Source organism: Gordonia sp. DT30, assembly GCF_049844915.1.
In the GTDB taxonomy this organism is placed as follows: domain Bacteria; phylum Actinomycetota; class Actinomycetes; order Mycobacteriales; family Mycobacteriaceae; genus Gordonia.
In genome coordinates this window covers 69,119-93,622 of the sequence record NZ_JBNCLY010000005.1, presented here as the reverse complement: position 1 = coordinate 93,622, position 24,504 = coordinate 69,119, and the positions used below count along the sequence as shown (strand labels likewise).

At 67.5% G+C, this 24,504-nt stretch carries 18 protein-coding genes; 11 read left to right on the top strand and 7 right to left on the bottom strand.

The genetic code is table 11. The features are described 5' to 3' along the window. Window positions 1-4: 4 nt before the first annotated feature. Window positions 5-2,029, bottom strand: coding sequence for a helix-turn-helix transcriptional regulator (locus tag ACLQ3C_RS07075; protein WP_425704333.1), 2,025 nt, complete (start codon window positions 2,027-2,029; stop codon window positions 5-7). A gap of 35 nt (window positions 2,030-2,064) precedes the next feature. Further along, complete coding sequence (locus ACLQ3C_RS07070; protein ID WP_425704448.1) at window positions 2,065-4,425, bottom strand: DEAD/DEAH box helicase; 2,361 nt, start codon at window positions 4,423-4,425, stop codon at window positions 2,065-2,067. A 455-nt stretch (window positions 4,426-4,880) separates the two neighbouring features. Here ACLQ3C_RS07070 and ACLQ3C_RS07065 point away from each other — a divergent pair, with 455 nt between their 5' ends. The 3 genes from ACLQ3C_RS07065 to topA all read left to right on the top strand — a co-directional run bounded on the left by ACLQ3C_RS07065 (window position 4,881) and on the right by topA (window position 9,341). Continuing rightward, window positions 4,881-5,084, top strand: a complete 204-nt coding sequence (locus tag ACLQ3C_RS07065; RefSeq protein WP_004022110.1) for a cold-shock protein — start codon at window positions 4,881-4,883, stop codon at window positions 5,082-5,084. 188 nt (window positions 5,085-5,272) lie between these two features. Further along, the gene (locus ACLQ3C_RS07060; protein WP_425704332.1) at window positions 5,273-5,854 is read left to right on the top strand and encodes a hypothetical protein; all 582 of its coding nucleotides are present in this window, start codon (window positions 5,273-5,275) and stop codon (window positions 5,852-5,854) included. Between the two features lie 262 nt (window positions 5,855-6,116). Further along, window positions 6,117-9,341: a type I DNA topoisomerase gene (gene topA, locus ACLQ3C_RS07055; RefSeq protein ID WP_425704331.1), complete on the top strand. Its 3,225-nt coding sequence runs from the start codon at window positions 6,117-6,119 to the stop codon at window positions 9,339-9,341. Window positions 9,342-9,363: 22 nt separating this feature from the next. On the opposite strand, the gene ACLQ3C_RS07050 is transcribed toward topA, so the two are convergent. Continuing rightward, window positions 9,364-10,845 carry an adenylate/guanylate cyclase domain-containing protein gene (locus ACLQ3C_RS07050; RefSeq protein ID WP_425704447.1) on the bottom strand — a complete coding sequence of 494 codons (1,482 nt, stop codon included), beginning with the start codon at window positions 10,843-10,845 and terminating at the stop codon, window positions 9,364-9,366. Between the two features lie 172 nt (window positions 10,846-11,017). Between ACLQ3C_RS07050 and ACLQ3C_RS07045 the strand changes: the two genes are divergently transcribed. The 7 genes from ACLQ3C_RS07045 to ACLQ3C_RS07015 all read left to right on the top strand — a co-directional run bounded on the left by ACLQ3C_RS07045 (window position 11,018) and on the right by ACLQ3C_RS07015 (window position 16,705). Next, window positions 11,018-12,310, top strand: a complete 1,293-nt coding sequence (locus ACLQ3C_RS07045) for a DNA polymerase III subunit delta' (RefSeq protein ID WP_425704330.1) — start codon at window positions 11,018-11,020, stop codon at window positions 12,308-12,310. 36 nt (window positions 12,311-12,346) lie between these two features. Continuing rightward, on the top strand, window positions 12,347-13,183 hold the full coding sequence (locus ACLQ3C_RS07040) for an ABC transporter ATP-binding protein (protein ID WP_425704329.1): 837 nt from the start codon (window positions 12,347-12,349) through the stop codon (window positions 13,181-13,183). Next, the gene (locus ACLQ3C_RS07035; RefSeq protein ID WP_425704328.1) at window positions 13,176-13,931 is read left to right on the top strand and encodes an ABC transporter permease; all 756 of its coding nucleotides are present in this window, start codon (window positions 13,176-13,178) and stop codon (window positions 13,929-13,931) included. The genes ACLQ3C_RS07040 and ACLQ3C_RS07035 overlap by 8 nt, the downstream gene beginning before the upstream one ends. After that, a complete protein-coding gene (locus ACLQ3C_RS07030) occupies window positions 13,928-14,731 on the top strand; it encodes an ABC transporter permease (RefSeq protein ID WP_425704327.1) in 804 nt (267 codons plus the stop codon). The genes ACLQ3C_RS07035 and ACLQ3C_RS07030 overlap by 4 nt, the downstream gene beginning before the upstream one ends. 96 nt (window positions 14,732-14,827) lie before the next feature. After that, complete coding sequence (locus tag ACLQ3C_RS07025; RefSeq protein ID WP_425704326.1) at window positions 14,828-15,928, top strand: ABC transporter substrate-binding protein; 1,101 nt, start codon at window positions 14,828-14,830, stop codon at window positions 15,926-15,928. A 93-nt stretch (window positions 15,929-16,021) separates the two neighbouring features. Further along, complete coding sequence (locus ACLQ3C_RS07020) at window positions 16,022-16,258, top strand: hypothetical protein (protein ID WP_425704325.1); 237 nt, start codon at window positions 16,022-16,024, stop codon at window positions 16,256-16,258. 6 nt (window positions 16,259-16,264) lie between these two features. Continuing rightward, window positions 16,265-16,705 carry a nitroreductase family deazaflavin-dependent oxidoreductase gene (locus ACLQ3C_RS07015; protein ID WP_425704324.1) on the top strand — a complete coding sequence of 147 codons (441 nt, stop codon included), beginning with the start codon at window positions 16,265-16,267 and terminating at the stop codon, window positions 16,703-16,705. A 9-nt stretch (window positions 16,706-16,714) separates the two neighbouring features. Here ACLQ3C_RS07015 and ACLQ3C_RS07010 read toward each other — a convergent pair whose 3' ends face one another. From ACLQ3C_RS07010 to ACLQ3C_RS06995, 4 genes are read right to left on the bottom strand one after another with little or no spacing between them, the layout of a single operon-like run. Then, complete coding sequence (locus ACLQ3C_RS07010) at window positions 16,715-18,388, bottom strand: dipeptide ABC transporter ATP-binding protein (protein ID WP_425704323.1); 1,674 nt, start codon at window positions 18,386-18,388, stop codon at window positions 16,715-16,717. 1 nt (window position 18,389) lies between these two features. Continuing rightward, window positions 18,390-19,364, bottom strand: coding sequence for an ABC transporter permease (locus tag ACLQ3C_RS07005; RefSeq protein WP_425704322.1), 975 nt, complete (start codon window positions 19,362-19,364; stop codon window positions 18,390-18,392). After that, a complete protein-coding gene (locus ACLQ3C_RS07000) occupies window positions 19,365-20,321 on the bottom strand; it encodes an ABC transporter permease (RefSeq protein WP_425704321.1) in 957 nt (318 codons plus the stop codon). Continuing rightward, on the bottom strand, window positions 20,321-21,919 hold the full coding sequence (locus tag ACLQ3C_RS06995; protein WP_425704320.1) for an ABC transporter substrate-binding protein: 1,599 nt from the start codon (window positions 21,917-21,919) through the stop codon (window positions 20,321-20,323). The genes ACLQ3C_RS07000 and ACLQ3C_RS06995 overlap by 1 nt, the downstream gene beginning before the upstream one ends. 206 nt (window positions 21,920-22,125) lie before the next feature. Between ACLQ3C_RS06995 and ACLQ3C_RS06990 the strand changes: the two genes are divergently transcribed. Further along, window positions 22,126-24,474, top strand: a complete 2,349-nt coding sequence (locus tag ACLQ3C_RS06990) for an arylsulfatase (protein ID WP_425704319.1) — start codon at window positions 22,126-22,128, stop codon at window positions 24,472-24,474. Window positions 24,475-24,504: the final 30 nt, after the last annotated feature.

Below are 24,504 nucleotides of genomic sequence, written 5' to 3'. Positions count from 1 at the left end.
ATCGTCAGAGCCGGAGACGGCTCAATGAGTCACGCAGCGCCGCACGGGAAGTCACCCCGAGTGTCGCGTACACCGACGACAGGTGGGTGCCCACGGTGCTCGCCGACAGGTGCAGCAGCTCGCCGATCTGCCGGTTGCTCAGACCGGACGCGGCGAGCTCGGCCACCCGATGGCCGATCGGGGTGAGCCGCCCCCGTACTGGTTTCGCGGCCGACGGATCGCCGAGCCGACGCAGTTCCTCGTGTGTCCGCTCGAGCCAGGGTGTCGCTTTCAGTCCGCGGAATATCGATGCGGCACTACGGAGTTGATGACGGGCCGGTACCCGGTCCCCGCGACTGCGCAGCGCCGCACCGTATGACAGCCGGATACGGGCGAGTGCGAACGGCTGCCGGTCGGCATCGGGCAGGGCGAGCGCGCGCTCGTAGTGCACACGTTCACCGGTGACGACGGCAAGTGCGCCCGCGGTGAGCAATGGTTCCAGCACACCCAGCGGTGCCTCGGACTCGTCTCTGGACAAGACCTCGGTCAGGGCTGCGACGTCATCGCCGGCGTTTGCACCGACCGCTGCCTGCGCGAGGTCGAGCACCATCCGTGAGTCCACGTCGACGAGTGCGGCATAACCACTTTCGGGTGTGACGTCGCCGAGCAGCCGGTATGCACGACGTGGCGCACCGGAACCGAGAGCGAGCGCGGCGCGCGCGTGTGCGGCCCGCCGCGTCAGGAAGATGCCCCGCGTGCCGTCCCGGCGCAGCATCCGTGAGATCGCCGCCTCGAGGACGTCGTGCTCGCCGCGATATGCCGTGAGCAGGGCCGCCGTGTAGTCGGCCCACTCGGTCCCGATCATGCGGTGGCCCTGCGCATCCGCGATCGCCCGCACCCGGGCGGACAGGGTGCCCGCGGCATCCCAGTCGCCTGCGGTGAGACGTTCGGCCGCCAGCAGTGCCGCCGCGGCGAGCGTATCGTCCGGTGATGCGTTTGCGTCCGAGAGCACCCGGACCAGCGCGTCACGCCACCAGAATCGGTGATAGCGGGCCTGCGTCACGAATGCCGTTCGCACCATCATCGTCGGATCCGAGGCCACGGCGAGATCGTCAACCATCCGGTCGGCCTCGGCCGCCAGCGCCGAATGACCCAGCGCGGCATCGCCGTTGACCCGTCCTGCGAGTCGTGCCCAGTGCGGGCGGACGGGCAGTGCATCGGCGACCGCTCGTAGATCCGATGGCGTGGTATCGCCGGCCAGCTGCTCGGTCACGCACAGCAGCCACATGGCGTCATCGATGGCCTCGGCGCCTGCTCGGCCCGGGGCGCCGGTGAGTGCCGCTCGCAGGTCGGCGTGCAGTTGGTCGGACGGCGCGCCGCCGGCGAAGGCACGAAATGAATCGGCCACGATCCGTGCGAGACCGTCGGCGTCGGCGGCCGGACGGTCGGTCCCGATCTCGTCGACGCCCAAAGTGTCGGCGCTGCCGGTGTTCTCGAGCACCCATACGTATTCGGCGATGCGATCGTCGAACAGTTCGTCGCCCGGCGCCGCGCTGACGAGCGCACCGACTCCGGTGTGCCCGATGCGGCGGAGAACGAACGCCAGGATCTGTGCGCTGGCCTTCTCCAACTTGGTGGCCTCGTCGACGAGGAGCAGCCCGCCGGGATGGTCAGCACCCCATCCGCGCAGCAACGTCAGGATCGTCGTGCAGAGCATCAGCCGGGTCGGTTCGGCACCGAGCTCGACGCCGAAGGCCACGCGCAGTGCGGTGCGCTGGTCGTCGGTGATCGCCGAGGCGGCTGTGAGCAGCTGGTCGACGAGGCGGCGTAGCGCCGAGTAGGGACGGGAATCCTCGGCACGGGAATCCCGGGCGTGGGGCGCCGGCCGCAGGACGCCACGTCCGGTGGCACCGGCATGCGCGGCGAGGGCGTCGAGTACCGGTCGGCCGGTACTCCCGGACGCGATCAGCAGACCCGTGTGTGGGCCGGGGGCGCTCAGGTCGGCCGCGATCTGACCGGCGAGCAGGCCGGCGGCCGACGATGTGGGCATGCTGCACTTTCGTTCCAGGGCTCCCGACCCGACGCTCAGCCTACGAGAAGCCGTGAGATCAGCGACAGCGTGGTGATCGCTCCGGCCTTGTCGAGCGGATCGTTGCCGTTGCCGCACTTGGGGGACTGCACGCAGGACGGGCACCCGTTCTCGCAGCCGCAGCCTGCGACGGCATCGCGGGTGGCCGCGATCCAAGTCTGCAGTTGGGTGAAGCCGCGTTCGGCGAAGCCCGCGCCGCCGAGGTAGCCGTCATAGACGAAGACCGTCGGCAGGCCGGTGTCGGGATGCAGATTCGTCGACAGCCCACCGATGTCGGACCGGTCGCAGGTGGCGATGAGGGGCAGCAGTCCGATCGCCGCGTGCTCGGCGGCGTGCAGCGATCCGGGCAGGCGGGTGGCGTCGATGCCCTCGTCGGCGAGTACCTCGGGCGGCAGCGTATACATGACCGCCCGGGTGTGCAGGGTCTGACGCGGCATGTCGAGTTCGATCGAGTCGAGCACTTCTCCCGAGGGCAGCGTCCGCAGATATCCGACCACCTGATGGGTGACGTCGACGTCCACCAGCGCCGTGGTGAGCACCCCGTGGCGGGCCTGTGCGACGACGTCGGTGATGGTGATCTCGGTGGTCTCGCGCGCCGTGGTCGTCCAGTCCGGCTCGTCCGGATGCGCCGGCGCCAGGCCGTCGTCGAGGTCGAGTTCGTCGACGACGTAGGTGCGGCCCTGATGGATGTGCACGGCCCCGGGGTGGACGGTGGCCGGTGCGCGCCCGGCATCGACGGTGCCGAGCAACTCGGCGGTGGTGGAATCGACGATGAGTATCTGTCCGCCGATGCCACCACGAATGTCGATGTCGCCGTGCGGGTCCACCCCGGGCGCGGCATACCAGCCGGCCCGGCGTCGGCGCAGCAATCCCTGCGCGGCGAGGTCGGCCACCATCTCGCCGGCCTGCCATCGCTCGATCTCGTCGTCCTGCAACGGGTATTCGGTAGCCGCACACAGCAGGTGCGGGCCGAGGATGTAGCGATTGGTGGGGTCGATGACCGGTGCCTCGACCGGGGTGGCGAGCAGCGCCTGCGGATGATGCACCAGATAGGTGTCGAGGGGATCGTCGCGGGCGACGAGGACGACGAGCGCATCACCGGAGGTGCGTTGGCGTCCGGCGCGTCCGGCCTGCTGCCAGAACGAGGCGACCGTGCCGGGATAGCCGGCGATGATGACCGCGTCCAGACCGCTGATGTCGACGCCGAGCTCGAGTGCGTTGGTCGTCGCCACGCCGAGGAGCTCGCCGTCGGAGATCGCCTGCTCGAGCTTGCGCCGATCGTCGGCGAGGTATCCGGCCCGGTAGGCCGCGACCCTGTCGACCAGCTCGGGTGCACTGTGCGCCAAGAGGTTCCGGGCTCCCAGGGCGGCGATCTCGACACCGCGCCGGCTGCGGCCGAACAACAGGGTGCGGGCGCCCTCGATGACGAAATCGGCCAGCAGTCGCGATGATTCGGCACCGGCAGATCGGCGCACGGGGGCATCCTGCTCACCGGTGATGCCCGGGATGAAGTCCGGTTCCCAGAGCGCGATGGTGCGCTCGCCCCGTGGTGAACCGTCGTCGGTGACGCCGACCGCGGGCTCACCGATCAGCCGGGTCAGTGCCGCTGCCGGATCGGCGACGGTCGCGCTGGCGGCGATCACCGTCGGATTCGACCCGCACGCCCGTGCCAGCCGGAGCAGTCGGCGCAGTACCAGTGCCGTATGTGATCCGAACACGCCACGGTAGTGGTGGCATTCGTCGATGACGATGTAGCGCAGGTGTCGCAAGAATTGTCGCCACTGCCCGCGTACCGGACCCGCCGACGACCCGGAGCCGCCGGCCAGCACCCCGGTGAGGATGCCGAGGTGCAGCATATCCGGGTTGGTGAAGATCCACCGCGAATGGGCGCGCGCCCAATGCCGGATCTCCGGATCGGTGTCACCGTCATAGGTACATGGCGCGAGGTGGGCGAATGCGCTGCGACCCGCGGTCAGATCCGAGAGCGCCCGGATCTGATCGGCGCCCAGAGCCTTGGTGGGCGCCAAATACAGTGCGGTCGAATGTGGTTCGGTGAGCAGCGTATTCAGAATCGGCAACTGGTATGCGAGCGACTTCCCCGATGCGGTGCCGGTGGAGATGGACACGTGCCGGCCGGCGTGCGCATGCTCGGCCGCCGCGGCCTGATGTGACCACGGTCGCGGAATCCCGTTGTCGATGAACGCGGCGCGCACCGCACCGTCGACCCACTCCGGCCACTGCCCGAAAGTCGGTGTGCGCGACGGTATGACAGAGAGATGGGTGAGGGGACCGGAGTCCGCTTCGGTGCCGGCGAGTGATCGGCGCAGCAACTCGGTTCCAAAGGTGTGCATGGTCATCGTTGTCTGTCGTCCCATGTGTCGCGCGGACGCCGCAGTGGTTCTTGCTTCGCAGTGGTTCTTGCTCCGCAGTGGTTCTCGTGCTTCGCAGTGGTTCTCGTGCTCCGCGAGGGTGATTCGAGACCGGATCGGTATGTACGGCCCTGGCGCGACGTCCACGCAGATGTTAGCGCTGATTGTCGGACTGCCGAAATCATCCACATTTTCGTTCAGGGTGGTTGCTGCGACTATCGCATCGATGGCGAACGTGATTGACTGTCAGCGGCCGCAGCTTCTTCCGATACATCGCCACTGCGGTGTTCGGGGGAATCTGGTTGCAGCCGTGGTACTGAGTTTTACCTCAGCGAACCGCGTTCACGGTTCATCGGGGCATCTTCGAGGTATGGCGGTGAGAACCGGCCACGGTGCGAGTCAATGTCGTACCGAGTTCAGATCGAATGTGAAGGAATGCAGTAATGGCACAGGGAACTGTGAAGTGGTTCAACGCGGAGAAGGGCTTCGGCTTCATCGCCCCTGACGAGGGGTCTGACGACGTGTTCGTCCACTACTCCGAGATCCAGGGATCCGGTTTCCGCACCCTCGAAGAGAACCAGCGTGTCGAGTTCGAGGTCGGGCAGGGCACCAAGGGCCCGCAGGCGACGGGCGTCCGCGCCGTCTGAGATGAACTCGCGGTAACGCGAAGAGGTTTGTCGCACCGCTCCCGGTCTGGATCATCCAGGCCGGGAGCGGTCTTTTGTGTACGGTGCCGCCCGGAGCAGTGGCCGCTGCCCAAGTGTCGCTGCCCAGTAGTGTCGCTGCCCAGTAGTGTCGCGGTCCCAGTAGTGTCGCTGCGCAGTAGTGTCATGGCGTGGGTCAGTTGGCGTTCTTCTCGGCGGAGACCGACGAACCAGGGGTCGCCGACCTGGCAGGTCTGCTCGCCGGTCCGGGCCAGTCTGCGTCCACGAAGAGCGGTACGCGGGTGTCGGTGGTCGTCGCCGACGTCTGGCGGGCGCAGGCCATCGCCGCCGAGATGCGGGCCACCGGCCTCGACGCCGAGGTCACCCGCTCCGACGAGGGCAGCCCGCTCGCGCGAACGGCATCGATATCAGGGCTCGACGATCTCCACCGCCGCTGGTCCACGGGCGCGGTGAAGACGATGCCCGCCGGCTGGGTCCCCACCCCGCGCGCCCTGCGGTTCTGGGTGCTCGCGGCCGGCCGCGAGGACGTGCGGGGCCAATACCTCCTCGGACTCGACCCGCATTGCCCGCAATCGCATGCCCCACTGGCCACCGCGCTGATGCGGGCCGGGATCGCCCCCACTCTGGTCGGGACCCGGAGCGTGGCGCCCGCCTTGCGGGTGTCGGGGCGACGTCGGCTCTCGCGTCTGGCCGAGTACATCGGGGTGCCCCCGACCGGTGCACCCGCAAGTGAATGGCCGGTCGCACAGTGAACGTGTCGCATTTCCCGGCTCGGTCGCCAGAACGGGGGACAGTGGCGTCGAAGAAATGTGATGCACCCTTCACGACCGGTGTGACCAGGCGTTTTGTCACGAGAATTCGGGTTCGGGGCCGGTTGGGGTATACCTTGCCGGGAATTCAGATGTGCAATTGCCGCTATGTATAAGGTACAAACCCACTGACGGACACAGAGCGGTTCCACCTCCGGCACAACCTCCTGCGCCGAGGGACCGACTCCATAGCGAAGGACCCCCGTTGGCCGAGACCAGCACGACGAGCTCCACGAGCGGCAAAGCGATCCGGCGACTCGTAATCGTCGAGTCGCCCACCAAGGCGCGCAAGATCGCCGGATACCTCGGGTCCAACTATGTGGTGGAGTCGTCGCGGGGGCATATCCGCGATCTCCCGCGCGGCGCCGCCGACGTACCGGCCAAGTACAAGGGGCAACCCTGGGCGCGTCTCGGTGTCAACGTCGACGAGAACTTCGAGCCGCTCTACGTCGTCTCGCCGGACAAGAAGTCCACGGTCACCGAGCTGAAGTCGTTGATGCGTGACGTCGACGAGCTCTATCTCGCCACCGACGGTGACCGCGAGGGTGAGGCGATCGCGTGGCATCTGCTGGAGACGCTCAAGCCGAAGATCCCGGTCAAGCGCATGGTGTTCCACGAGATCACCGAACCGGCTATCCGGGCGGCCGCCGAGAACCCGCGTGACCTCGACATCGACCTCGTCGACGCGCAGGAGACCCGCCGCATCCTCGACCGCCTCTACGGCTACGAGGTGTCGCCGGTGCTGTGGAAGAAGGTCATGCCGAAGCTGTCGGCGGGCCGCGTGCAGTCGGTGGCCACCCGCATCATCGTCGAGCGCGAACGTGAACGGATGGCGTTCGTCTCGGCCGAGTACTGGGACATCGACGCCACCATGGACATCGGCGCCGACGCTTCGACGACCCCGCGGACGTTCACTTCCCGGCTCGTGTCGGTCGACGACGTCCGGGTGGCGACCGGCCGTGACTTCACCTCGAAGGGCGGCTTGAAGAAGTCCGACGGGGTGGTCGTTCTCGATCGGTCCCGCGCCACCGCCCTCGCCACCGCGCTCGAGCGCGCCGACATGACGGTCACCTCGGTCGAGGAGAAGCCGTACACGCGTCGTCCGTATGCGCCGTTCATGACCTCGACGCTGCAGCAGGAGGCGGGGCGCAAGTTGCGGTTCTCGTCGGACCGCACGATGCGGATCGCGCAGCGCCTGTATGAGAACGGCTTCATCACCTACATGCGTACCGACTCCACCACGCTGAGTGAGTCGGCCGTCAACGCCGCCCGCGCCCAGGCGCGAGAACTGTACGGCGACAACTTCGTTCACCCGACACCGCGTCAGTACACGCGAAAGGTCAAGAACGCCCAGGAAGCTCACGAGGCGATCCGTCCCTCGGGCGAGACGTTCCGTACGCCGGGTCAGCTCGCCGGTCAGCTCCAGGCCGACGAATTCCGCCTGTACGAATTGATCTGGCAGCGCACCGTCGCCAGCCAGATGGCCGACGCCAAGGGCACCACCTTGAGTTTGCGCATCACCGGAACCGCTTCCAGCGGTGAGGAATGCACATTCGCCGCGTCGGGCCGCACCATCACTTTTCCGGGCTTTCTGTCGGCTTACGTCGAGACCGTCGACGATCAGGCCGGCGGCCAGGCCGACGACGCCGAGAATCGGTTGCCGCAGCTGACGCAGGGGCAGTCGCTCACCGCGACCGCGCTCGACGCCGACGGACACTCCACCAACCCGCCGGCCCGCTTCACCGAGGCGTCGCTGGTCAAGGTGCTCGAGGAGCTGGGGATCGGCCGGCCCTCGACCTATGCCTCCATCATCGGCACCATCCAGGACCGCGGGTATGTGATCAAGAAGGGCAATGCGCTCGTCCCGTCGTGGGTCGCATTCGCCGTCGTCGGGCTGCTCGAGGCCTACTTCGAGAGCCTTGTCGACTACGACTTCACCGCGTCGCTCGAGGACGATCTCGACCAGATCGCCAACGGCCAGGAGAACCGCACGCGCTGGCTCACCGAGTTCTATTTCGGCGACGCCGCGAACGGCGCCGAACACGACGCGGAGATAGCCGGCGCCGGGAGCGAAGCGAGCGGGCCGAATGTAGCCGGCGCCGGGAGCGAAGCGAGCGGGCCGAATGTAGCCGGCGCCGATATCGCCAAGCACGGGGGACTGAAGAAGCTGGTCGGGGTGAACCTCGAGGAGATCGACGCCCGCGCCGTGAACTCGATCCGGCTCTTCGACGACGAGCAGGGTCGCCCGGTGTATGTCCGCGTCGGACGCTTCGGGCCGTACCTCGAACGGGATCTGGCCGCCGGGAGCGCAGCGAGCGGGGCCGATGTGACGGCCGCCGGGAGCGCAGCGAGCGGGGCCGATGTGACGGCCGCCGGGAGCGCAGCGAGCGGGGCCGAGCCGGATCTGCAGCGCGCGAACCTGCCCACCGACATGACGCCCGACGAGCTGACTCTCGCGGTGGCGGAGAAGTTGTTCTCCACCCCGCAGGAGGGTCGTTCGCTCGGTACCGATCCGGTGAGCGGACACGAGATCGTGGTGAAGGAGGGGCGTTTCGGTCCGTATGTGACCGAGGTGCTGCCCGCCGACGACGACGAGGGTGAGGGTGGCGGTAATGCGCCGGCCACCATCCCGGCCGGGCCGACGCCGCGTGACGGCGGGGCAGGCGGCGATGTGGTGCCGCTGGACGAGACACCGTCGGGCGGTGGGGGCGCGGCGACGAAGACCGCGAAGAAGACGGCGGCGAAGAAGACCGCGAAGAAGACGGCCAAGAAGGCTGCCGGGCCCAAGCCGCGGACCGGTTCGCTGTTCAAGACGATGGATGTCTCGACGGTCACGCTCGCCGATGCGCTCAAGCTGCTGTCGTTGCCGCGGGTGGTCGGCGCCGACCCCGAGTCCGGTGAGGAGATCACCGCCCAGAACGGCCGGTACGGCCCCTATCTCAAGAAGGGCACCGACTCCCGGTCGCTGACCGGTGAGGAGCAGCTCTTCGAGATCACCCTCGACGAGGCGCTCAAGATCTACGCCGAGCCCAAACGTCGTGGCCGTCAGGCCGCGGCCCCGCCGCTGCGGGAGCTCGGTAAGGACGACGAGGTCAGCGGTGCGCCGATGGTGATCAAGGACGGCCGTTTCGGTCCGTACGTCACCGACGGTGAGACCAATGCGAGTCTGCGCAAGGGCGACGAGGTGGCCACCATCACCCCGGAGCGGGCGATGGAACTGCTCGCCGACCGTCGCGCCCGTGGGCCGGCCAAGAAGACCGCCAAGAAGGCGGCAGCGAAGAAGAAGGCGCCGGCCAAGAAGGCGCCGACGAAGAAAGCCGCAGCCAAGAAGACACCGGCCAAGAAAACACCGGCGAAGAAGGCCGCAGCCAAGAAGACCGCAGCCAGGAAGACCGCAGCCGAGAAGAGTGCACCGGGCGACGACTCCTGAGGGGCCGGCCACCGGCCGCGCGTCAGCTGTGGGTGACCGGGATGGGGCTGGTGTTCATCGGGTCGGCGTGCGGGCGCGCGAGCAGGGTCTCGATGCCCCGGCCACGTAGTTCGACGCCCTCGCCGATGTCCCAGTTCTCGGCCTCGGCCTCGGCGGCCAGGAACACCGCCCGGGCCGACCCGAGAACGCGCGTCGGCTCGTCCTTGGCCAGTTCGGTGAGCCGGGCCGCCTCGTTGACCGGGTCGCCGATGACGGTGTACTCCAGCCGTTGCTCGGAACCGATGTGCCCGGCGATCGCCTTGCCCGCCGACACCCCGATGCCGATGTCGGTGTCGCCGAGGGTGGCGTAGAGCTCCGTGCGTAGTTCGCGGGCCGAGGCCAGCGCCCGCCCGGCGAAGTCGTCGAGATCCAGCGGCGCGCCGAAGATGGCGAGTGCCGCGTCACCCTGGAACTTGTTCACGAAGCCACCGTGGCGACCGACCACGGTGACCACCACGCGGAAGAACTCGTTGAGCATGTCGACGACCTCCCGCGGCGGCCGGTTCACCGCCAGGCGTGTCGAGCCGACGATGTCGACGAACAGCACGCCGACGTAGCGTTCCTCGCCGCCGAGTTCGGTACCGGTCTCGATGGCCCGGCGGGCCACATCCTCACCCACGTACCGGCCGAATAGGTTGCGCAGCAACTGGCGTTCCCGCAGATCGGCGACCATGTCGTTGAAGCCGGCCTGCAGCAGCCCGATGTCGGAGCCGTCATAGATCTTCACCGCGGCGTTCAGGTCGCCTTCGGACACCTTCGCCTGGGCGCGGCGCAGCTGTTTGATCGGATCGTTGATCGCGGCCACCACACGCGCGATCGCCAGCAGGCTGAACGCCAGCGACGCGAGCGCCATCCACAGGATCGGCCGCTGCAGACCGGGCGCGTCGGTCTCGATGAAATCGAGTCGCTGCATGGTGATCAGGCCGACGATCACCAGCATCGGCGCAACCACGCTGATCACCCAGAACACGGTGATGCGGGTGGTGACCCCGGGGGCTATCGCGTTGTCGGGGTTGTTGGCCATCGCCGCAACGGTGATGGGGCGCAACACCTTTTCGAACTGCAGGAAGCTGAGCACACACGTCACCAGTGCGCCGATGAAGCTGGCCATCGCGACGATGAACGCGTCGCGCCGTGACACCGTCAGATTCACGCAGGTGAACAGGATGCCGCCGACCAGCCACATACCGACATTGATCGCCGAGAGGATCATCGGCAGCTGTAGTGCGCGGCGTCGGGCGCCTTTGTTGTCCAGTCGGGTGCGGCGGCGGTGCCAGACCAGGACCGGCAGCGACACCTGGATGCTCAGGTAGGCACCGACGATCATCGCGACCACGAGATAGCCGACAAAGATGACTTGATTGAGGGTGGTGATCTCGTTGAACCGGAACGAGTCGGAGGCCGGCATCCCGAACCGCAGGAAGGCAAACGTGAACAGCGCGCCGACGAGGTTTGCCCGCAGCATGTCGAGTGCGAGGATCGGCCAGGGCGTACGGACCAGCCACTTCCCCGTGTACAGGGCTTTTGACAGCCACGACCGACGCTCAATCACGTCAACTACGGTAGCTGGCTGCTTGCAAGTGCTAAACGCGAGTGGACCAATCGGACGTGTCCGACGTGCAGTTTAGGGTGAAGTTGTGACAAATGTCTTCGACCGCATGATCGGGCAGGCCGGGGTGGTCGCCGACCTGCGGGCGGCCGCGGCCGGCGCCCGCGGGCTCGCGAACCGTCTCGACGAGAACGCCGCAGGTGCGGTGTCGATGTTCGGGCCGGGCGCCGCCGACGAGGAGCTCGGTGACCAGGGCCGCTCGTCGATGACCCACGCCTGGTTGTTCACCGGTCCGCCGGGCAGCGGCCGGTCGGTCGCCGCGACGTGCTTCGCCGCGGCACTGCAATGCCAGGACCCCCACGTCGTCGGGTGCGGCGAATGCCGTGCCTGCGAGACGGTGCTGGCGCACACCCACGCCGACGTCCGCAACATCGTCCCGCAGGGATTGAGTCTGTCGGTGGACTCGATGCGCGAGATCGTGCAGGTCGCCTCGCGCAGGCCGGGGACGGGCCGGTGGCAGATCGTCATCGTGGAGGACGCCGACCGGCTGACCGAACAGGCCGCGAACGCATTGCTGAAGGTGGTCGAGGAACCACCGTCGCGCACGGTGTTCCTGTTGTGCGCACCGTCGGTCGATCCCGAGGACATCTCGGTGACGCTGCGGTCGCGGTGCCGCCACGTCGCGCTGACGACCCCGTCGGTCGCCGACATCGAACGGGTGCTCGTCACGCGCGACGGCATCGACGCCGACGCGGCCCGCTGGGCGGCGTCGGTCTGCGGCGGGCATATCGGCCGGGCCCGGCGGCTGGCCACCGACGCCGACGCCCGCGCCCAGCGCGAGTCCGCCCTGGGAATCGCCCGGGCGGCCACCCGCGACTCGACCGCCTACAAGGCCGCCGAGGATCTGGTGCGTTCGGCGGATACGGCCGCGAAGGCGATCAGCGCCGAACTCGACGGGTCCGAAACCGACGAACTCAAGACCGCACTCGGCGCCGGTGGCACCGGGAAGGGCACGGCCCGCGCGCCACGCGGCAGCGCCGGGGCGTTGAAGGAACTCGAGAAACGGCAGAAGTCGCGCGCCACCCGGGTGGGCCGCGACGTCCTCGACCGCGCCCTCGTCGACCTCGCGGCGCTCTACCGCGATGCGCTGGTGCTGTCGATGGGTGCACGAGTGACGCCGATGCACCCGGACAAGACCGACGACACCACCTGGCCGATGGCCTCCTATGCCGCGCCCGAGCAGTTGTTGCGCTGCGTCGAGGCGGTACTCGACTGCCGTACCGCCCTCGACGTCAACGTCAAGCCCAAGTTCGCGGTCGATGCGATGGTCGCGCAGATCGGTCTGGCGATGCGGCCGCCCCCGAGGGTTACAGGTCGGTAATCGGAGGGAAATACCGGACTCCTAACGTGGCGTCGCATGGTCCCCACCACGCCGCGGCCACCCGGCACCGGCCTCGACATCACCGGTCTGACCAAGGTTTTCACCACCCGCGGGCTCCGTGGGGCGTCGTCGGTGACCGCGCTCACCGACGTCGACCTGCGGACCTCCGAAGGTAGCTTCCTGGCACTGCTCGGGCCCTCCGGATGCGGCAAATCGACGGTGCTGCGCATCCTCGCCGGACTCGAATCGCCGTCGTCGGGCACCGTACTGATGAATGGGCAATCGCCAAAAGAGTTGCAGCGCAACCACGAGCTCGGCATCGCATTCCAGGACTCCGCGTTGTTGCCGTGGCGATCGGTCGAGACCAACATCAAGTTGCCGCTGCAGGTCGGCCGGCTCCCCGCCGACGACGACCTCGTCGCCGACCTGATCGAACTGGTCGGACTGACCGGATTCGAGAAGTCCAAGCCGGCAACGCTGTCCGGCGGTATGCGCCAACGTGTCTCGATCGCACGGGCGCTCGTCGTGCGGCCGACCGCATTGCTGCTCGACGAACCGTTCGGCGCACTCGACGACATGACGCGCCAACGCCTCAACATCGAGTTGCTGCGGATCTGGACGGAGAAACCGGCGACCACGCTGATGGTCACCCACGGCATCGCCGAGGCGGTCTTCCTCTCCGATGTGGTGGCGGTGATGAGTCCACGCCCCGGTCGCGTCATCGAGCTGGTGCCCATCGATCTGCCGCGTCCGCGCACACCGGAGATGTTGCGCACGCCCGAGTTCCACGCCCTCACCGATCACCTGTCGGGGCTGTTGTTCGGCGCCCGGGGGACCGGTGGCGCCGGGGTCGCCGGAGCGGTGCGTGGATAGGGCCGCCGGCGTGATCGGCCTTCTCGGGCTGATCGTGCTGTGGTGGATCGCCGGCGCACTCGAGTGGTTCCACGGCACCATCCCGACCCCATGGGCCGTCTGTGAAGCAATCGGGGACAAAGGACTTCAGTTCTACGTCGACAACTTCTCGGCGACGCTGACGCTGGCGTTGCGCGGCTTCCTCTGGGGCAACGTGCTGGCGATCGTGCTCGCCGTGCTGGTGATCCTCTTGCCGCCGGTCGAGGCGCTCGCCACCCAGTTGGCGATCATCTCCTATTGCACCCCGATCATCGCCGTCGCCCCGATCATCCAGGTGGCCTTCGCCCAGGTGCAGACGATGATCGTGTTCCTCGCGGCGATCTCGGTGTTCTTCACGACGATGATCGGCACGCTGTCGGGTCTGCGCTCACCGCACAAGGGCAGCCTCGACCTCGTCAAGGTCTACGGTGGCGGACGGTTCGTGCAGCTGTGGCGGGTGCGCTCGGTCGCCGCCCTGCCGAACACCCTGGCCGCGGTGAAGATCGCCGCACCGGCCGCGGTGCTCGGCGCGGTACTCGGCGAGTTCCTGGCCATGCCCGAGCGTGGCGCCGGGCCGGCGATGATCATCGCCCAGCAGGCCGGTGACATCCCGCAGGTGTGGGCGATCGCGTTGCTGTCGGGCATCGCCGCCGGGATCGGATACGCGATCGTCGCGGTCCTCGCACGACTGATGACCCGATGGTCGTCGGGACGGGCGGTATTCGGATGAACGCCGGAGCGCAAAGCCTATGGGCAGCAACGAGATTCCTTTCCTCTCTGCTGTTGTCGCTGGTGTTGATCCTGGTGATCTGGTGGTTGTTCCTGCTGGCGTTCCCCGACATCGGGCCGATCATCGGCCGCACGCCGGCCGATGTGTACGCATACCTGTTCACCGCGCCCGACGCAGCGCAGTCCCGGAGCCAGATACTCGACGACCTGTGGATCACCCTCGAGGATTCGGCCATCGGATTCGTCACCGGTATGGCCGCGGCGCTGTGTGCCGCCGCCCTGTTCGTCGTATACCGTCCGGCCGCACAGACATTCATGCCGGTCGCGACGCTGCTGCGATCGGTGCCGCTGGTGGCGATGACCCCACTGATCACGCTCGTCGTCGGACGGGGTGTCGCGGTGGTCGCGGTGATGGGCGGAATCGTGGTGTTCTTCCCGGCCCTGGTCCTGATCATGACCGGACTGTCCAATGCCCCCACACATCTCGGCGACGTGATCGAGGTGTACGGCGGCAGCCGGTGGACGGCGTTGCGCCGCTCGGCGATCCCGTCGGCGGTGCCGTCGCTGTTCGGGGCCGCCAAGGTCTCGGTGCCGGGTGCGATCATCGGCGCCACCGTCGCCGAGTGGCTGGGTACCAACCGGGGACTGGGAGCGACACTGCAGCAAGCGCTTCCGGCCGCCGCCTACGACCAGCTGTGGGCGTCGGTCGTGGTGATCACCGTGTCGTCGATCGTGCTCTACGCCATCGTCGGCGTGGTCGAGACGGTGGTGTTGCACCAGATGGGCATGAGTGAGAACTAGCGCAATCCGATCCGGGTCGGCGTGGCCCCGGTGACCTTTCGTGACCGACCGAGAACAGACACCCGGGAACCGCCCGGAAAGAGGGGACACCACACCATGAATCAGCACCACAGCCTCGACGACGGAACTCGCGGCGCCGGATTCGATCGACGCTCCTTCCTCCGCTACACCATGATGGCCGGCGGCGCGGCCGGCGCGCTCGGCGTCGCGGGTGCGTTGTCGGCATGCAGCAGCGGTGGTGGTTCGGGTGGCGGCGGCGCGTCGTCGACCGATCCCAAGGTGCAGCTGTCGTGGCAGAAGAACGTCGAATTCGCCGGTGAATACTGGGCTTTGGAGAAGGGCTATTTCAAGGACGCGGGCATGGGCAGTCCTCAGTTGCAGACCGGCGGCGGTGCCGGTACCGGCGTGGAGACCGGCCTGACATCGAACAAGGTGTGGATCGGCATGACCGCGCCGCAGCTGACCGCGCCGGTCATCCTGCAGGGCGCGAAACTGAAAACAGTTGGGGCGACGTTCCAGAAGAATCCGTTCTGCATCGTGTCGTCGGCGGCGAAGCCGATCAACACCCCGCAGGAGATGAAGGGCAAGAAGATCGGCGTGCAGGCCTCCAACGAGAATGTCTTCAAGGCGTTGCTCACGGCGAACGGGCTGACCGAATCCGACGTGCAGAAGATCACCGTGCAATACGACCCGACTCCGCTGACCAAGGGTGAGGTCGACGGCTGGGTGGCCTACATCACCAACGAGCCGATCACGCTGGCGGAGGCCGGGTTCCCGAACAAGGCGTTCCTCTTCGCCGACTTCAACCTGCCGCTGGTGGCCGAGACGCTCGTGGTGCGGCAGGAGACGATCGACAACGAGCGGGACAAGCTCAAGGCCTTCCTCAAGGCCGACATCGCCGGCTGGTACGACGCGGTCGCCGATCCCGCCGGCTCGGCCCGGCTCGCGGTCTCCACCTACGGCAAGGACCTCGGCCTCGACGAGGCCGAACAGGTCAAGGAGGCGACGGCCCAGAATGCGCTGGTGGTGTCCGCGGACACCAAGGCCAACGGGCTGCTGACGATGACCGACGCGCTGATCGCCGAGAACATCGAGGCGCTGGCCAAGGCCGGGTACCGGCTCACCGCCGACCAGATCTTCGACATGTCGCTCATCAAGGAGGTCTACGCCGAGAATCCCGGGCTCAAGCGCACCTGAGCGGAGCTCGTCGTCGCCGGGACCATCTCCGATACGCTGAAGATCTGCCCGGCGCATCGCTGCGCGGGCGAACCGTGACGAGGAGTGAGGCATATGCCTGGATTCATCAGGAAGATCAAGGAAGAGGCCAAGGCGGTCGAGGCTGCGATCGACAACGAACTCACCGTGCTCGAGGGCGCCCCCGGCGGCTACGACCCGCTCTCCGAGGAAGACCAGGACGAGACGGGCGACGCCCCCACGGACAAAGACGCCACCGATGCGGACAAGGGCGGCGCTGCCCCACCCAACGACGACACCGAGGGCGGCGGCACGCCGGTCGAAGGGTCGTAGGACCGCGTGTCGCGCTCGACCGAACTGTTCGTCGTCGCCCTGAAGGCGCACCAATGGATCTATCAGCGCACCAACGGGCTGATCGGGCACCGGCTGCTGTTCGGCAACCCGACCCTGCTCCTGCACATGACCGGCCGTAAGAGCGGGCAACCTCGAACCACCGCGCTCACCTACGCCCGCGACGGCGACGCCTACCTCGTCGTCGCATCCAACGGGGGTTCGCCCCGACCACCGGCATGGCTGGCCAACCTCAAGGCCATCCCCGACGTAGAGATCCAGGTCGGACGCCGGCGCATCCCGGTCACCGCGCGGGCCACCTATCCCGACGACACCGAGTACGCGCGCCGCTGGCCACTGGTCGACGGCGTCAACAAGGGCCGGTACACCGAATATCAGCGCAAGACGAGTCGGCCGATCGCGATCGTGGAGCTGACGCCGCGCGGGTGAGGGTCCACGTCAACTGGGGGTACCTGCACGGGCGCGGGACCGTTGCCGCACCGGGTCGGGGTAGGGGACGGCCTCGAGCAGTGCCCGGGTGTAGTCCGCGCGCGGTGCGGTGAGGACCGTGCCGGCCGCGCCCTCCTCGACCAGCCGGCCGTCGCGGAGCACGGCGACGCGGTCGGCGACCTGCTCCACGACGGCGAGATCATGGCTGATGAACAGCGCCGCGAAGCCGAGGTCGCGCTGCAACTCGCCGAACAGTTCCAGGACGCGCGCCTGCACCGAGACGTCGAGTGCACTGGTCGGCTCGTCGGCGATCAGCAGCATGGGCCGCAACGCCAGTGCGCGGGCCAGTGCTACCCGCTGACGCTGCCCGCCGGAAAGTTCGTGCGGGAGCCGATGGGCGAACGAGCGCGGCAGGTGGACCGCGTCGAGGAGCTCGTCGACGCGACGTGCCTGCTCGTCCCGGGTGCCGACGCCCTGGATGTCAAGCGGTTCCCGGATCGATTCCGACACAGTGAATCTGGGGTCGAGGGAGGCCGTTGGATCCTGTGGCACGAAGGCGATGGTGCGGCGCAGCTGACGCAGCCGCGCCGAACTCACCCCGGCGAGGTCGTGGCCGTCGACGATCACCCGGCCGGCCCGAGGTGTGATGAGCCCGCCGATCGTGCGTCCGAGAGTCGTTTTGCCCGAACCGGATTCGCCGACCAGGCCGAGGACCGTGCCGGTCTCGACCGTCAACGACACGTCGTCGAGCGCGGTGTGCGGAGCCTGCCCGAACTGTCCGCGATGGGTGACGGTGAGATGTTCGACCGAGACCGCCGGAGTGGCATCGGCGGTGTCGCGGGCGGTGCTGGTGGCGGCGGCGTGTGCGCCCGGGGCCGCGGACCCGGGGGACGGGAGCCGCGGCACGGCATCGAGCAGCGCCCGGGTATAGGGCTGGGTGGGCCGGGCGAAGATGTCGAAGACGTCACCACGCTCGACCACCTCGCCGAACTGGACGACCACGACGCGGTCGGCGATGTCGGCGACGACGCCGAGATTGTGTGTGATCAGCAGGATTGCCGCATCGGTCCGATCCCGCAGACGTACCAGCAGGTCGAGGATCTCGCGCTGCACGGACACATCGAGTGCGGTGGTGGGTTCGTCGGCGAGCAGCAGCGCCGGGTCATTGGCCAGGGCCAGCGCGATGACCACACGCTGCTTCTGCCCACCCGAGAGTTGATGCGGGTAGTGGTCGACACGACGCTCCGGCTGGGGGATCTCCACGAGCGTCAGCAATTCCACCGCTCGACGGGCTGCGTCGCGCCGGGAGATCTTACGGTGGGTGCGCAACGCCTGCCGCAGTTGCCATCCCACGGTCTGGACCGGGTTGAGCGCGGTCTGCGGCTCCTGAAAGATCATGGCGACGCGGGCGCCGCGAATGGTGTTGAGCACCTTCTCGTCCTGGTTCAGCACCTCGGCGCCGTCGACCTTGACCGATCCGGTGGCGCGTGCGGACTCCGGCAGCAGGCCGATCGCGGCGCGTGCCGTCATCGTCTTGCCGGAGCCCGATTCGCCGACGAGCGCGACGATTTCGCCGCGGTCGACTCGAAGACTGATGTCGGACACGGCGGGCCGCGGAAAGTCGAAGGTGATGCGCAGCGAATCGACCTCGAGGGCGGGCTGCGCGGTCGTCTGTGTGGTCATGTCACTGCCTCCGGCTGTGTGAGATCGACTGGGAGATGATGGCGAATCCGAGGACGAGCACCGAGATGACGACGAGGGGACCCGCCGAGAACCACGGGTTGGTCTCCAGGTATCCGTTGCCTGCGGCGAGGATCGCGCCCAGCGACGGCGCGGGCGGGGTGACGCCGATACCCAGGAAGCTCAGTGCGCCTTCGACGAACACCGCGAGCGACAGCGACAGCGCGAACTGCACACTCAACGATTCGACCGAGTTGGGCAGCACATGCCGGCGCAGCACGTAGGCGGCGCTCGCCCCGCTGACCCGTGCGGCCTCCACATAGGGCAGTTCGCGGACTCGGAGCACCGACGTGCGCGTCAGCCGACCGAAGATGGGGATCTCGGCTATGACGATCACGATGCCGATGGTGGTGGCTCCCGGGGAGAGCACGGCGGTCAGCGCGATACCGAGGACCAGCGCGGGGAAGGCCAGGATGACGTCGAAAACGCGCTGGGCGACAACATCACTGACCGCATTCGAAACGGTGACGAGTCCGATGAGGGTACCCACCAGGGCGCCGATCGGCACCGCGATGAAGATGATCAGCAGGTCGATGCGGATTCCGTAGAGTACACGGGTCAGCACATCACGGTTGAGGTCGTCGGTGCCGAACCAGTGGTCGCCGCTCGGCCCGAGGAGAAAGGCGCCGTCGATCTGCTGGTCGGGACCGTACGACGTGAGCAGGGGAGCCGCGACGCCGAGAACGATGACCACTGCCACCAGGATCGTGCCGACCAGACCCGGGCCGGTGATCAGCGACCGCCACAGCGGCTGCCGCGTCGTGCGGTACTCACGGTCGGCGGCGGACTCCGGGATCAGGCCCGGACCGACCTCGACCCCAGTACCCGCAGTGCCTGCGGTGTCGGTGGTATCGGTATCGGTATGGGTGTCGATGGTATCGGTGAGGTGGGTGGTGTCAGAAGCTGGGGTGGTGGGCATCTACTGTCCTGCCAATCGGATTCGGGGATCGAGCCAGGCGTGCAGGATGTCGGCGAACAACTGGATCACCACGAAGACGGCGACCGAGAGCAGCACCAGGACCTGTACGAGGGGATAGTCGCGGGCGAAGATGCCTTGCTCGGTGAGCAATCCGAGACCCGGCCACCCGAAAATTGCTTCTACGAGGATCGCTCCGCCGAGCAACCCGCCGGTCACCAGACCGAGCGCGGTGAGACTGGGCGGCAACGCGTTTCGGAGCGCATTCCGTAGCACTATCCGGTGTTGGGGAACGCCGAGGGCGCGGGCCGTCGTCGCGTAGGGCTGTCGTAGTTCGGTACGCAGTGCCTCGGTGAGGAAGCGGGCCAGCATCGCGCCGGCCGGCAATGCCAGGGTGAGCGCGGGCAACAGCAGGTATTGCGCGGTGATGCCCGGGTCCGACCACAGTCCGTCCGGCGGCGTGCCGCCCGCGGGGAGAATGCGCCACCGGACCCCGAGGAGCAGGATCAGCACCGTTCCGACCACGAACGTGGGCATCGCGATCGCGAACGCATTGACCGCAGTGACCAGCCACTGGACATATCGGTTGGGATAGATGGTGCTGAGCAGGCTCAAGACGAGCGCCAGGAGCACCGCGATCACCAGGGCCGTGACCGTCAGTACCACCGTGTGTACCAGCCCGAATCCCACCAGCGAACTGATGTCGCCACCGACCTGATAGCTCTGTCCGAGGTTGAGGGTGAACAGCGCACCGATCCACGTCACGTACTGGGTGACGAAGCTGCGATCGAGTCCGAGGTCGTGGCGGATGGCCGCGAGCTGTTCGGGGCCGGCGTCGGGACCGGCGAGTGCCGCCTCGGGTCCGCCCGGGATCAGCCGCAGGATGGAGAAGATGAGGAGGGACGCGATCAGCAGGACACCGATCGCGGTCGGTATGCGTCGGGCGAGATAGCCGGCCATCAGTCGTTCCGTCCTTGGTTCGCAAGATAAGTCGTGCCGAGGTGGAGTTGGCCGCGCCGGTCCCAGTCGATGTTGCCCACCGACGGTGACGCGGCGACCTTCGTGAAGATGACACCGATCTCCACCAGGAACAGGTCCTTGAGCCACACGTCGTCAAGTTGCCGGTAGGCGGCCCGTGCGGCCGGCGAGGCCGGGTCCGGGGTGTCCCAGGCCGCGGTGGAGGCGGCGGTGTAGGCGGGACCGGAGTAGTTCGACGAGTTCTTGGAGGCGTTGAACGGGTAGGCCGAGACCGCCAGCGTGGAAGGCGTGAACTGGGCGAAGGCGTGCTGCAGCAACCAGAGTCCTTCGAATTTGCCGCCGATGAGTTTGCTCGACTGCTGCGTCTGATCGTTGGGATGCAACACCACCGGGATCCCGACATCCTTGAGGTTGGACTGCACGATCTGGGCGACGATGTCGTCGACCCCCTGCGTGGAGTAGTCCAGCGGGATCGGCTCGGTGATCGGTCCGTGCTCGGCGACCAGTCGGCGGGCCTTGTCCAGGTCGCGGCGATAGGTCTGGTTGGCCGCCGCGTCGTAGGCCGGTGACCACTTGGGCCACGGCAGGTTCACCACATAGCCGCTGCCGCGGAACACGTCGTCGATGATGCGTGACCGGTCGATGGCGTAGGCGATCGCCTGGCGCAGCCGCACATCCGACAACACCGGATTGGTGACGTTGACGCCCACGTATTCCTGTGCCTCACCGCCGGTGAAGGTCACCTCACGGAACCCGTAGCGGCTCGTCGCGAGCTGCTGATCGTGATAATTCAGGCCCAGTGCGGCGTCGACCTGCCCGGTGCGCAGCCGCGTGTAGAGCGCCTGTTGGTCGGCAATCACGTCGAAGGTGATGGCGTCGAGGTTGGCCGGGCCGCCCCAGTACTTGTCGTTGCGGACCACACGTACCGACGAATTCGGTTGCCACGACGAGAATCTGAATGGCCCGGTGCCGTTGAACTCGGTGCCGGCCTTCAGTTGCGGCAAGGTATTGCCGTCGATGATGGGTGCGGAGTCCAGCAGGTCGAAGATGTTGCTCAGCGGATGGGCGAAACTCAGCACGACGCGGTGGGGATCGGTGGTGTCGAACCCGGTGATCGCCGCCGCGGTGCGTTTGAACTGCGGTGTCCAGGGGCCGCTCAGATATGCCTTGATCGACGCCTCGACATCGCCGGACACGAATGGCCGGCCGTCGTGATAGTGCACGTCGGGACGCAGATCGAGGGCCAGCGACTTGCCGTCGGGTGCGAGCTGCCAGCGCGTGGCGAGCGCCGGTTTCACGGTGAGGTCATCGCGGGAGTAGCGGATCAGGGTGTCGTAGACGTTGGCGACGATCTGGCCGTTGAGGGCACCGGTTCCGATCTGCAGGAAGGACTTCGGTGACAGGTCGGTGAGCACACCGACCCGCAGATCGCCGCCCCGGGGGGCGGGCTGGCCGGCCGCGAGGGAGGCCGCCGACGAGTTCTGTTGCGCTGCGACGGCCGAACTGCATCCGGCAACGGCGATCACCACGGTCATGGCGAGCAAAGACAGTGCAGCCGAGCGTAATCGGGGTACGGACATGTCAGTCGGTGATCTTTCGGTGTGGGCGGACGGGAAACTGCGGTGAGTTCGGTTGCGACCACTGTCAGGGCAACATGGCGCCTTGCCAACCCCGGCCGGGGGTTTCTGAGTCGGCTCGGACAAAGGGTTGACACTTCATCGGTCTGTCTGGAAGGTGGGGGCGCAAGTGTTCAGTCCGGACGCCCGAACAGCTCTTCCCGGAGGTCATGGTGCCGCAGCAACAATCCCGAATACCCGAGGACGCAAGGGGTTACGACGACTTCGACGGTGTGATCGGCCGGACGTCGTCGGAGTCGGTGCCGTGGTGGCGCCCGGAACCCACCGCGCCAGCCGGTGCCCCCAACATCGTCGTCGTGCTCATCGACGACATGGGGTACTCCGACATCTCGCCGTTCGGCGCGGAGATCGATACCCCGCACATCGCCGCGCTGGCCGATCGGGGGCTCCGGCTGTCGAATTATCACACCACTCCGGTGTGTTCGCCCGCTCGCGCCGCACTGCTCACCGGGCTCAACCCGCACCGGGCCGGCTACGGCAGCGTCGCCAACTCCGACCCCGGATTCCCCGGCCTGCGGCTCGAGCTCGCCGACGACGTGCTGTCGCTCCCGGAGATCCTGCGCGAGAACGGTTACGCGACATTCGCGGTGGGCAAGTGGCATCTGGTGCGCGATGCGAACATGAGTCCGGGCCGGTCGCGTGACTCGTGGCCGGTACAACGCGGATTCGATTCGTATTACGGATCTCTCGAGGGCCTGAATTCGTTCTTCTACCCGAATCAACTGATCGCCGACAATTCGGTCGTCGACATCGAAGAATACCCCGACGACTATTACGTGACCGACGATCTGACCGATCGGGCCATCGGCCAGATCACCTCGTTGCGTGCACACGACGCCGACAAGCCGTTCTTTCTCTACTTCTCCCACATCGCGATGCATGGACCGCATCAGGTCAAGCAGACCGATCTGGACAAGTACCGCGGGCGGTACTCGCAGGGCTGGGACGAGGTGCGGCGCAAGCGTTTCGATCGGCAGGTCGCCTCCGGGCTGTTCGACCCGGGGACTCCGATCGCCGAGCGGAATACCGAGCCGGGATATGACGCCCCGCCCTGGGACGAGCTGAGCCAGGAGGAGAAGCAGCGCTTCGCGCGGTATCAGGAGGTGTACGCGGCCATGGTCGACTCCGTCGACCAGAGCGTCGGACGGATCGTCGACACCCTGACCGAACTCGGCGAACTCGACAACACCATCATCGTGTTCACCTCCGACAACGGTGGCACCGCCGAGGGCGGTCCGGCCGGAACCCGCTCGTACTTCAGCCAATTCGTGCACGGACCTGTCCCGCCGGACTGGGAGCGCGACGTGCCGCACGACGAGGAGCTGATCGGTTCGGCGGCGCTCGGCGTGCACTACCCGCGCGGGTGGGGCCAGGCGTCGAACACCCCGTTCCGGTTCTACAAGGGTCAGACCTTCGCCGGTGGGGTGCGGGTGCCGTTCGTACTGTCCTGGCCGAAGGGGCTGCCCCGCGCCGCCGACGACAACGGCGTGCGCCGCCAGTACTCCTACGTCACCGACATCGTGCCGACGCTGCTCGATCTCGCCGGATTGAGCACACCAACCCACCGTCGAGGCAAGCCCGCTCAGGAACGCGACGGCGTCAGTGCCGCCGAGGTGCTCCGCGACGGCACCGCGAACTCGGCCCACACCGAGCAGTACGCCGAGTTCGGCGGCCACCGCGGCTTCTATCGCGACGGGTGGAAACTGGTGTCCCTGCACCGTGATCCGGCCGATGTCGACAATCCGATCTGGGAACTCTACGACGTCACCGCCGACCCGGCCGAGACCGATGATCTCGCCGCTCGGCACCCGGCGCTCGTCGCCGAACTCGCCGCCGCCTGGGACGCGGCGGCCTGGCGCAACACCGTGTTCCCGCTGTTCGATTCACCGGCCGACCAGATCCGGCGACGCCCGGAGGAGGCGCGCTACGGCGATCCCGTCCGTATCCTCGCCGGTACGTCGACGCTGGAACGCTACCGGTCGAGCAAGCTGATCGCCTACCGCGACTTCGACATCGAGATAGAACTCGATGAGTGGACCCCCGACGACGCGGGTGTGCTGGTCGCCCACGGTGATCAGCAGGGCGGGTACGTGCTCTACATCGAAGACGGGGTTGCGCACGTCGTCTTCAACAGCTATGGGCGCATCGTGCGGACCTCGGCCGAGGTTCCGCGTGGTACCGACCGGCTGACGCTTCGTGCGGTGGCCACCCCGCAGGTTCGGTGGGATCTCACTCTCGAGGCACGTACCGACGACGGCCAGTCGGAGGTCATCGCCAAGCTGGACAACCAGTTCCAGCTCATCGGGATGGCGCCGTGGACCGGTATCTCCGTCGGCGTCGACGCACGCGGACCCGTCGATGCGCAGCTGCGGGCCCGCCGCGGGACCTTTCGGTTCGGCCGGGCTCTGCGGGCGGTCACCTATCGGCCGGGGGCGGTGCGTGTGCCGGAGAGCGTTCGGCGCGAGATCGAGGAGAGTGCCGAATACCACGCCGACTGAGGTGGCGGCAGTGACAAACGGGGTTGTAAC

Coding starts and splice junctions, on each gene's coding strand:
- ACLQ3C_RS07010 (WP_425704323.1), bottom strand. CDS start 18,388: ATGACCACACAGACGACCGCGCAGCCCGCCCTCGAGGTCGATTCGCTG.
- ACLQ3C_RS07030 (WP_425704327.1), top strand. CDS start 13,928: ATGAACGCCGGAGCGCAAAGCCTATGGGCAGCAACGAGATTCCTTTCC.
- ACLQ3C_RS07050 (WP_425704447.1), bottom strand. CDS start 10,845: ATGCTGCGGGCAAACCTCGTCGGCGCGCTGTTCACGTTTGCCTTCCTG.
- ACLQ3C_RS06995 (WP_425704320.1), bottom strand. CDS start 21,919: ATGTCCGTACCCCGATTACGCTCGGCTGCACTGTCTTTGCTCGCCATG.
- ACLQ3C_RS07075 (WP_425704333.1), bottom strand. CDS start 2,029: ATGCCCACATCGTCGGCCGCCGGCCTGCTCGCCGGTCAGATCGCGGCC.
- ACLQ3C_RS07005 (WP_425704322.1), bottom strand. CDS start 19,364: ATGCCCACCACCCCAGCTTCTGACACCACCCACCTCACCGATACCATC.
- ACLQ3C_RS07000 (WP_425704321.1), bottom strand. CDS start 20,321: ATGGCCGGCTATCTCGCCCGACGCATACCGACCGCGATCGGTGTCCTG.
- ACLQ3C_RS07065 (WP_004022110.1), top strand. CDS start 4,881: ATGGCACAGGGAACTGTGAAGTGGTTCAACGCGGAGAAGGGCTTCGGC.
- ACLQ3C_RS07020 (WP_425704325.1), top strand. CDS start 16,022: ATGCCTGGATTCATCAGGAAGATCAAGGAAGAGGCCAAGGCGGTCGAG.
- ACLQ3C_RS07070 (WP_425704448.1), bottom strand. CDS start 4,425: ATGACCATGCACACCTTTGGAACCGAGTTGCTGCGCCGATCACTCGCC.
- ACLQ3C_RS07040 (WP_425704329.1), top strand. CDS start 12,347: ATGGTCCCCACCACGCCGCGGCCACCCGGCACCGGCCTCGACATCACC.
- ACLQ3C_RS06990 (WP_425704319.1), top strand. CDS start 22,126: ATGGTGCCGCAGCAACAATCCCGAATACCCGAGGACGCAAGGGGTTAC.
- ACLQ3C_RS07025 (WP_425704326.1), top strand. CDS start 14,828: ATGAATCAGCACCACAGCCTCGACGACGGAACTCGCGGCGCCGGATTC.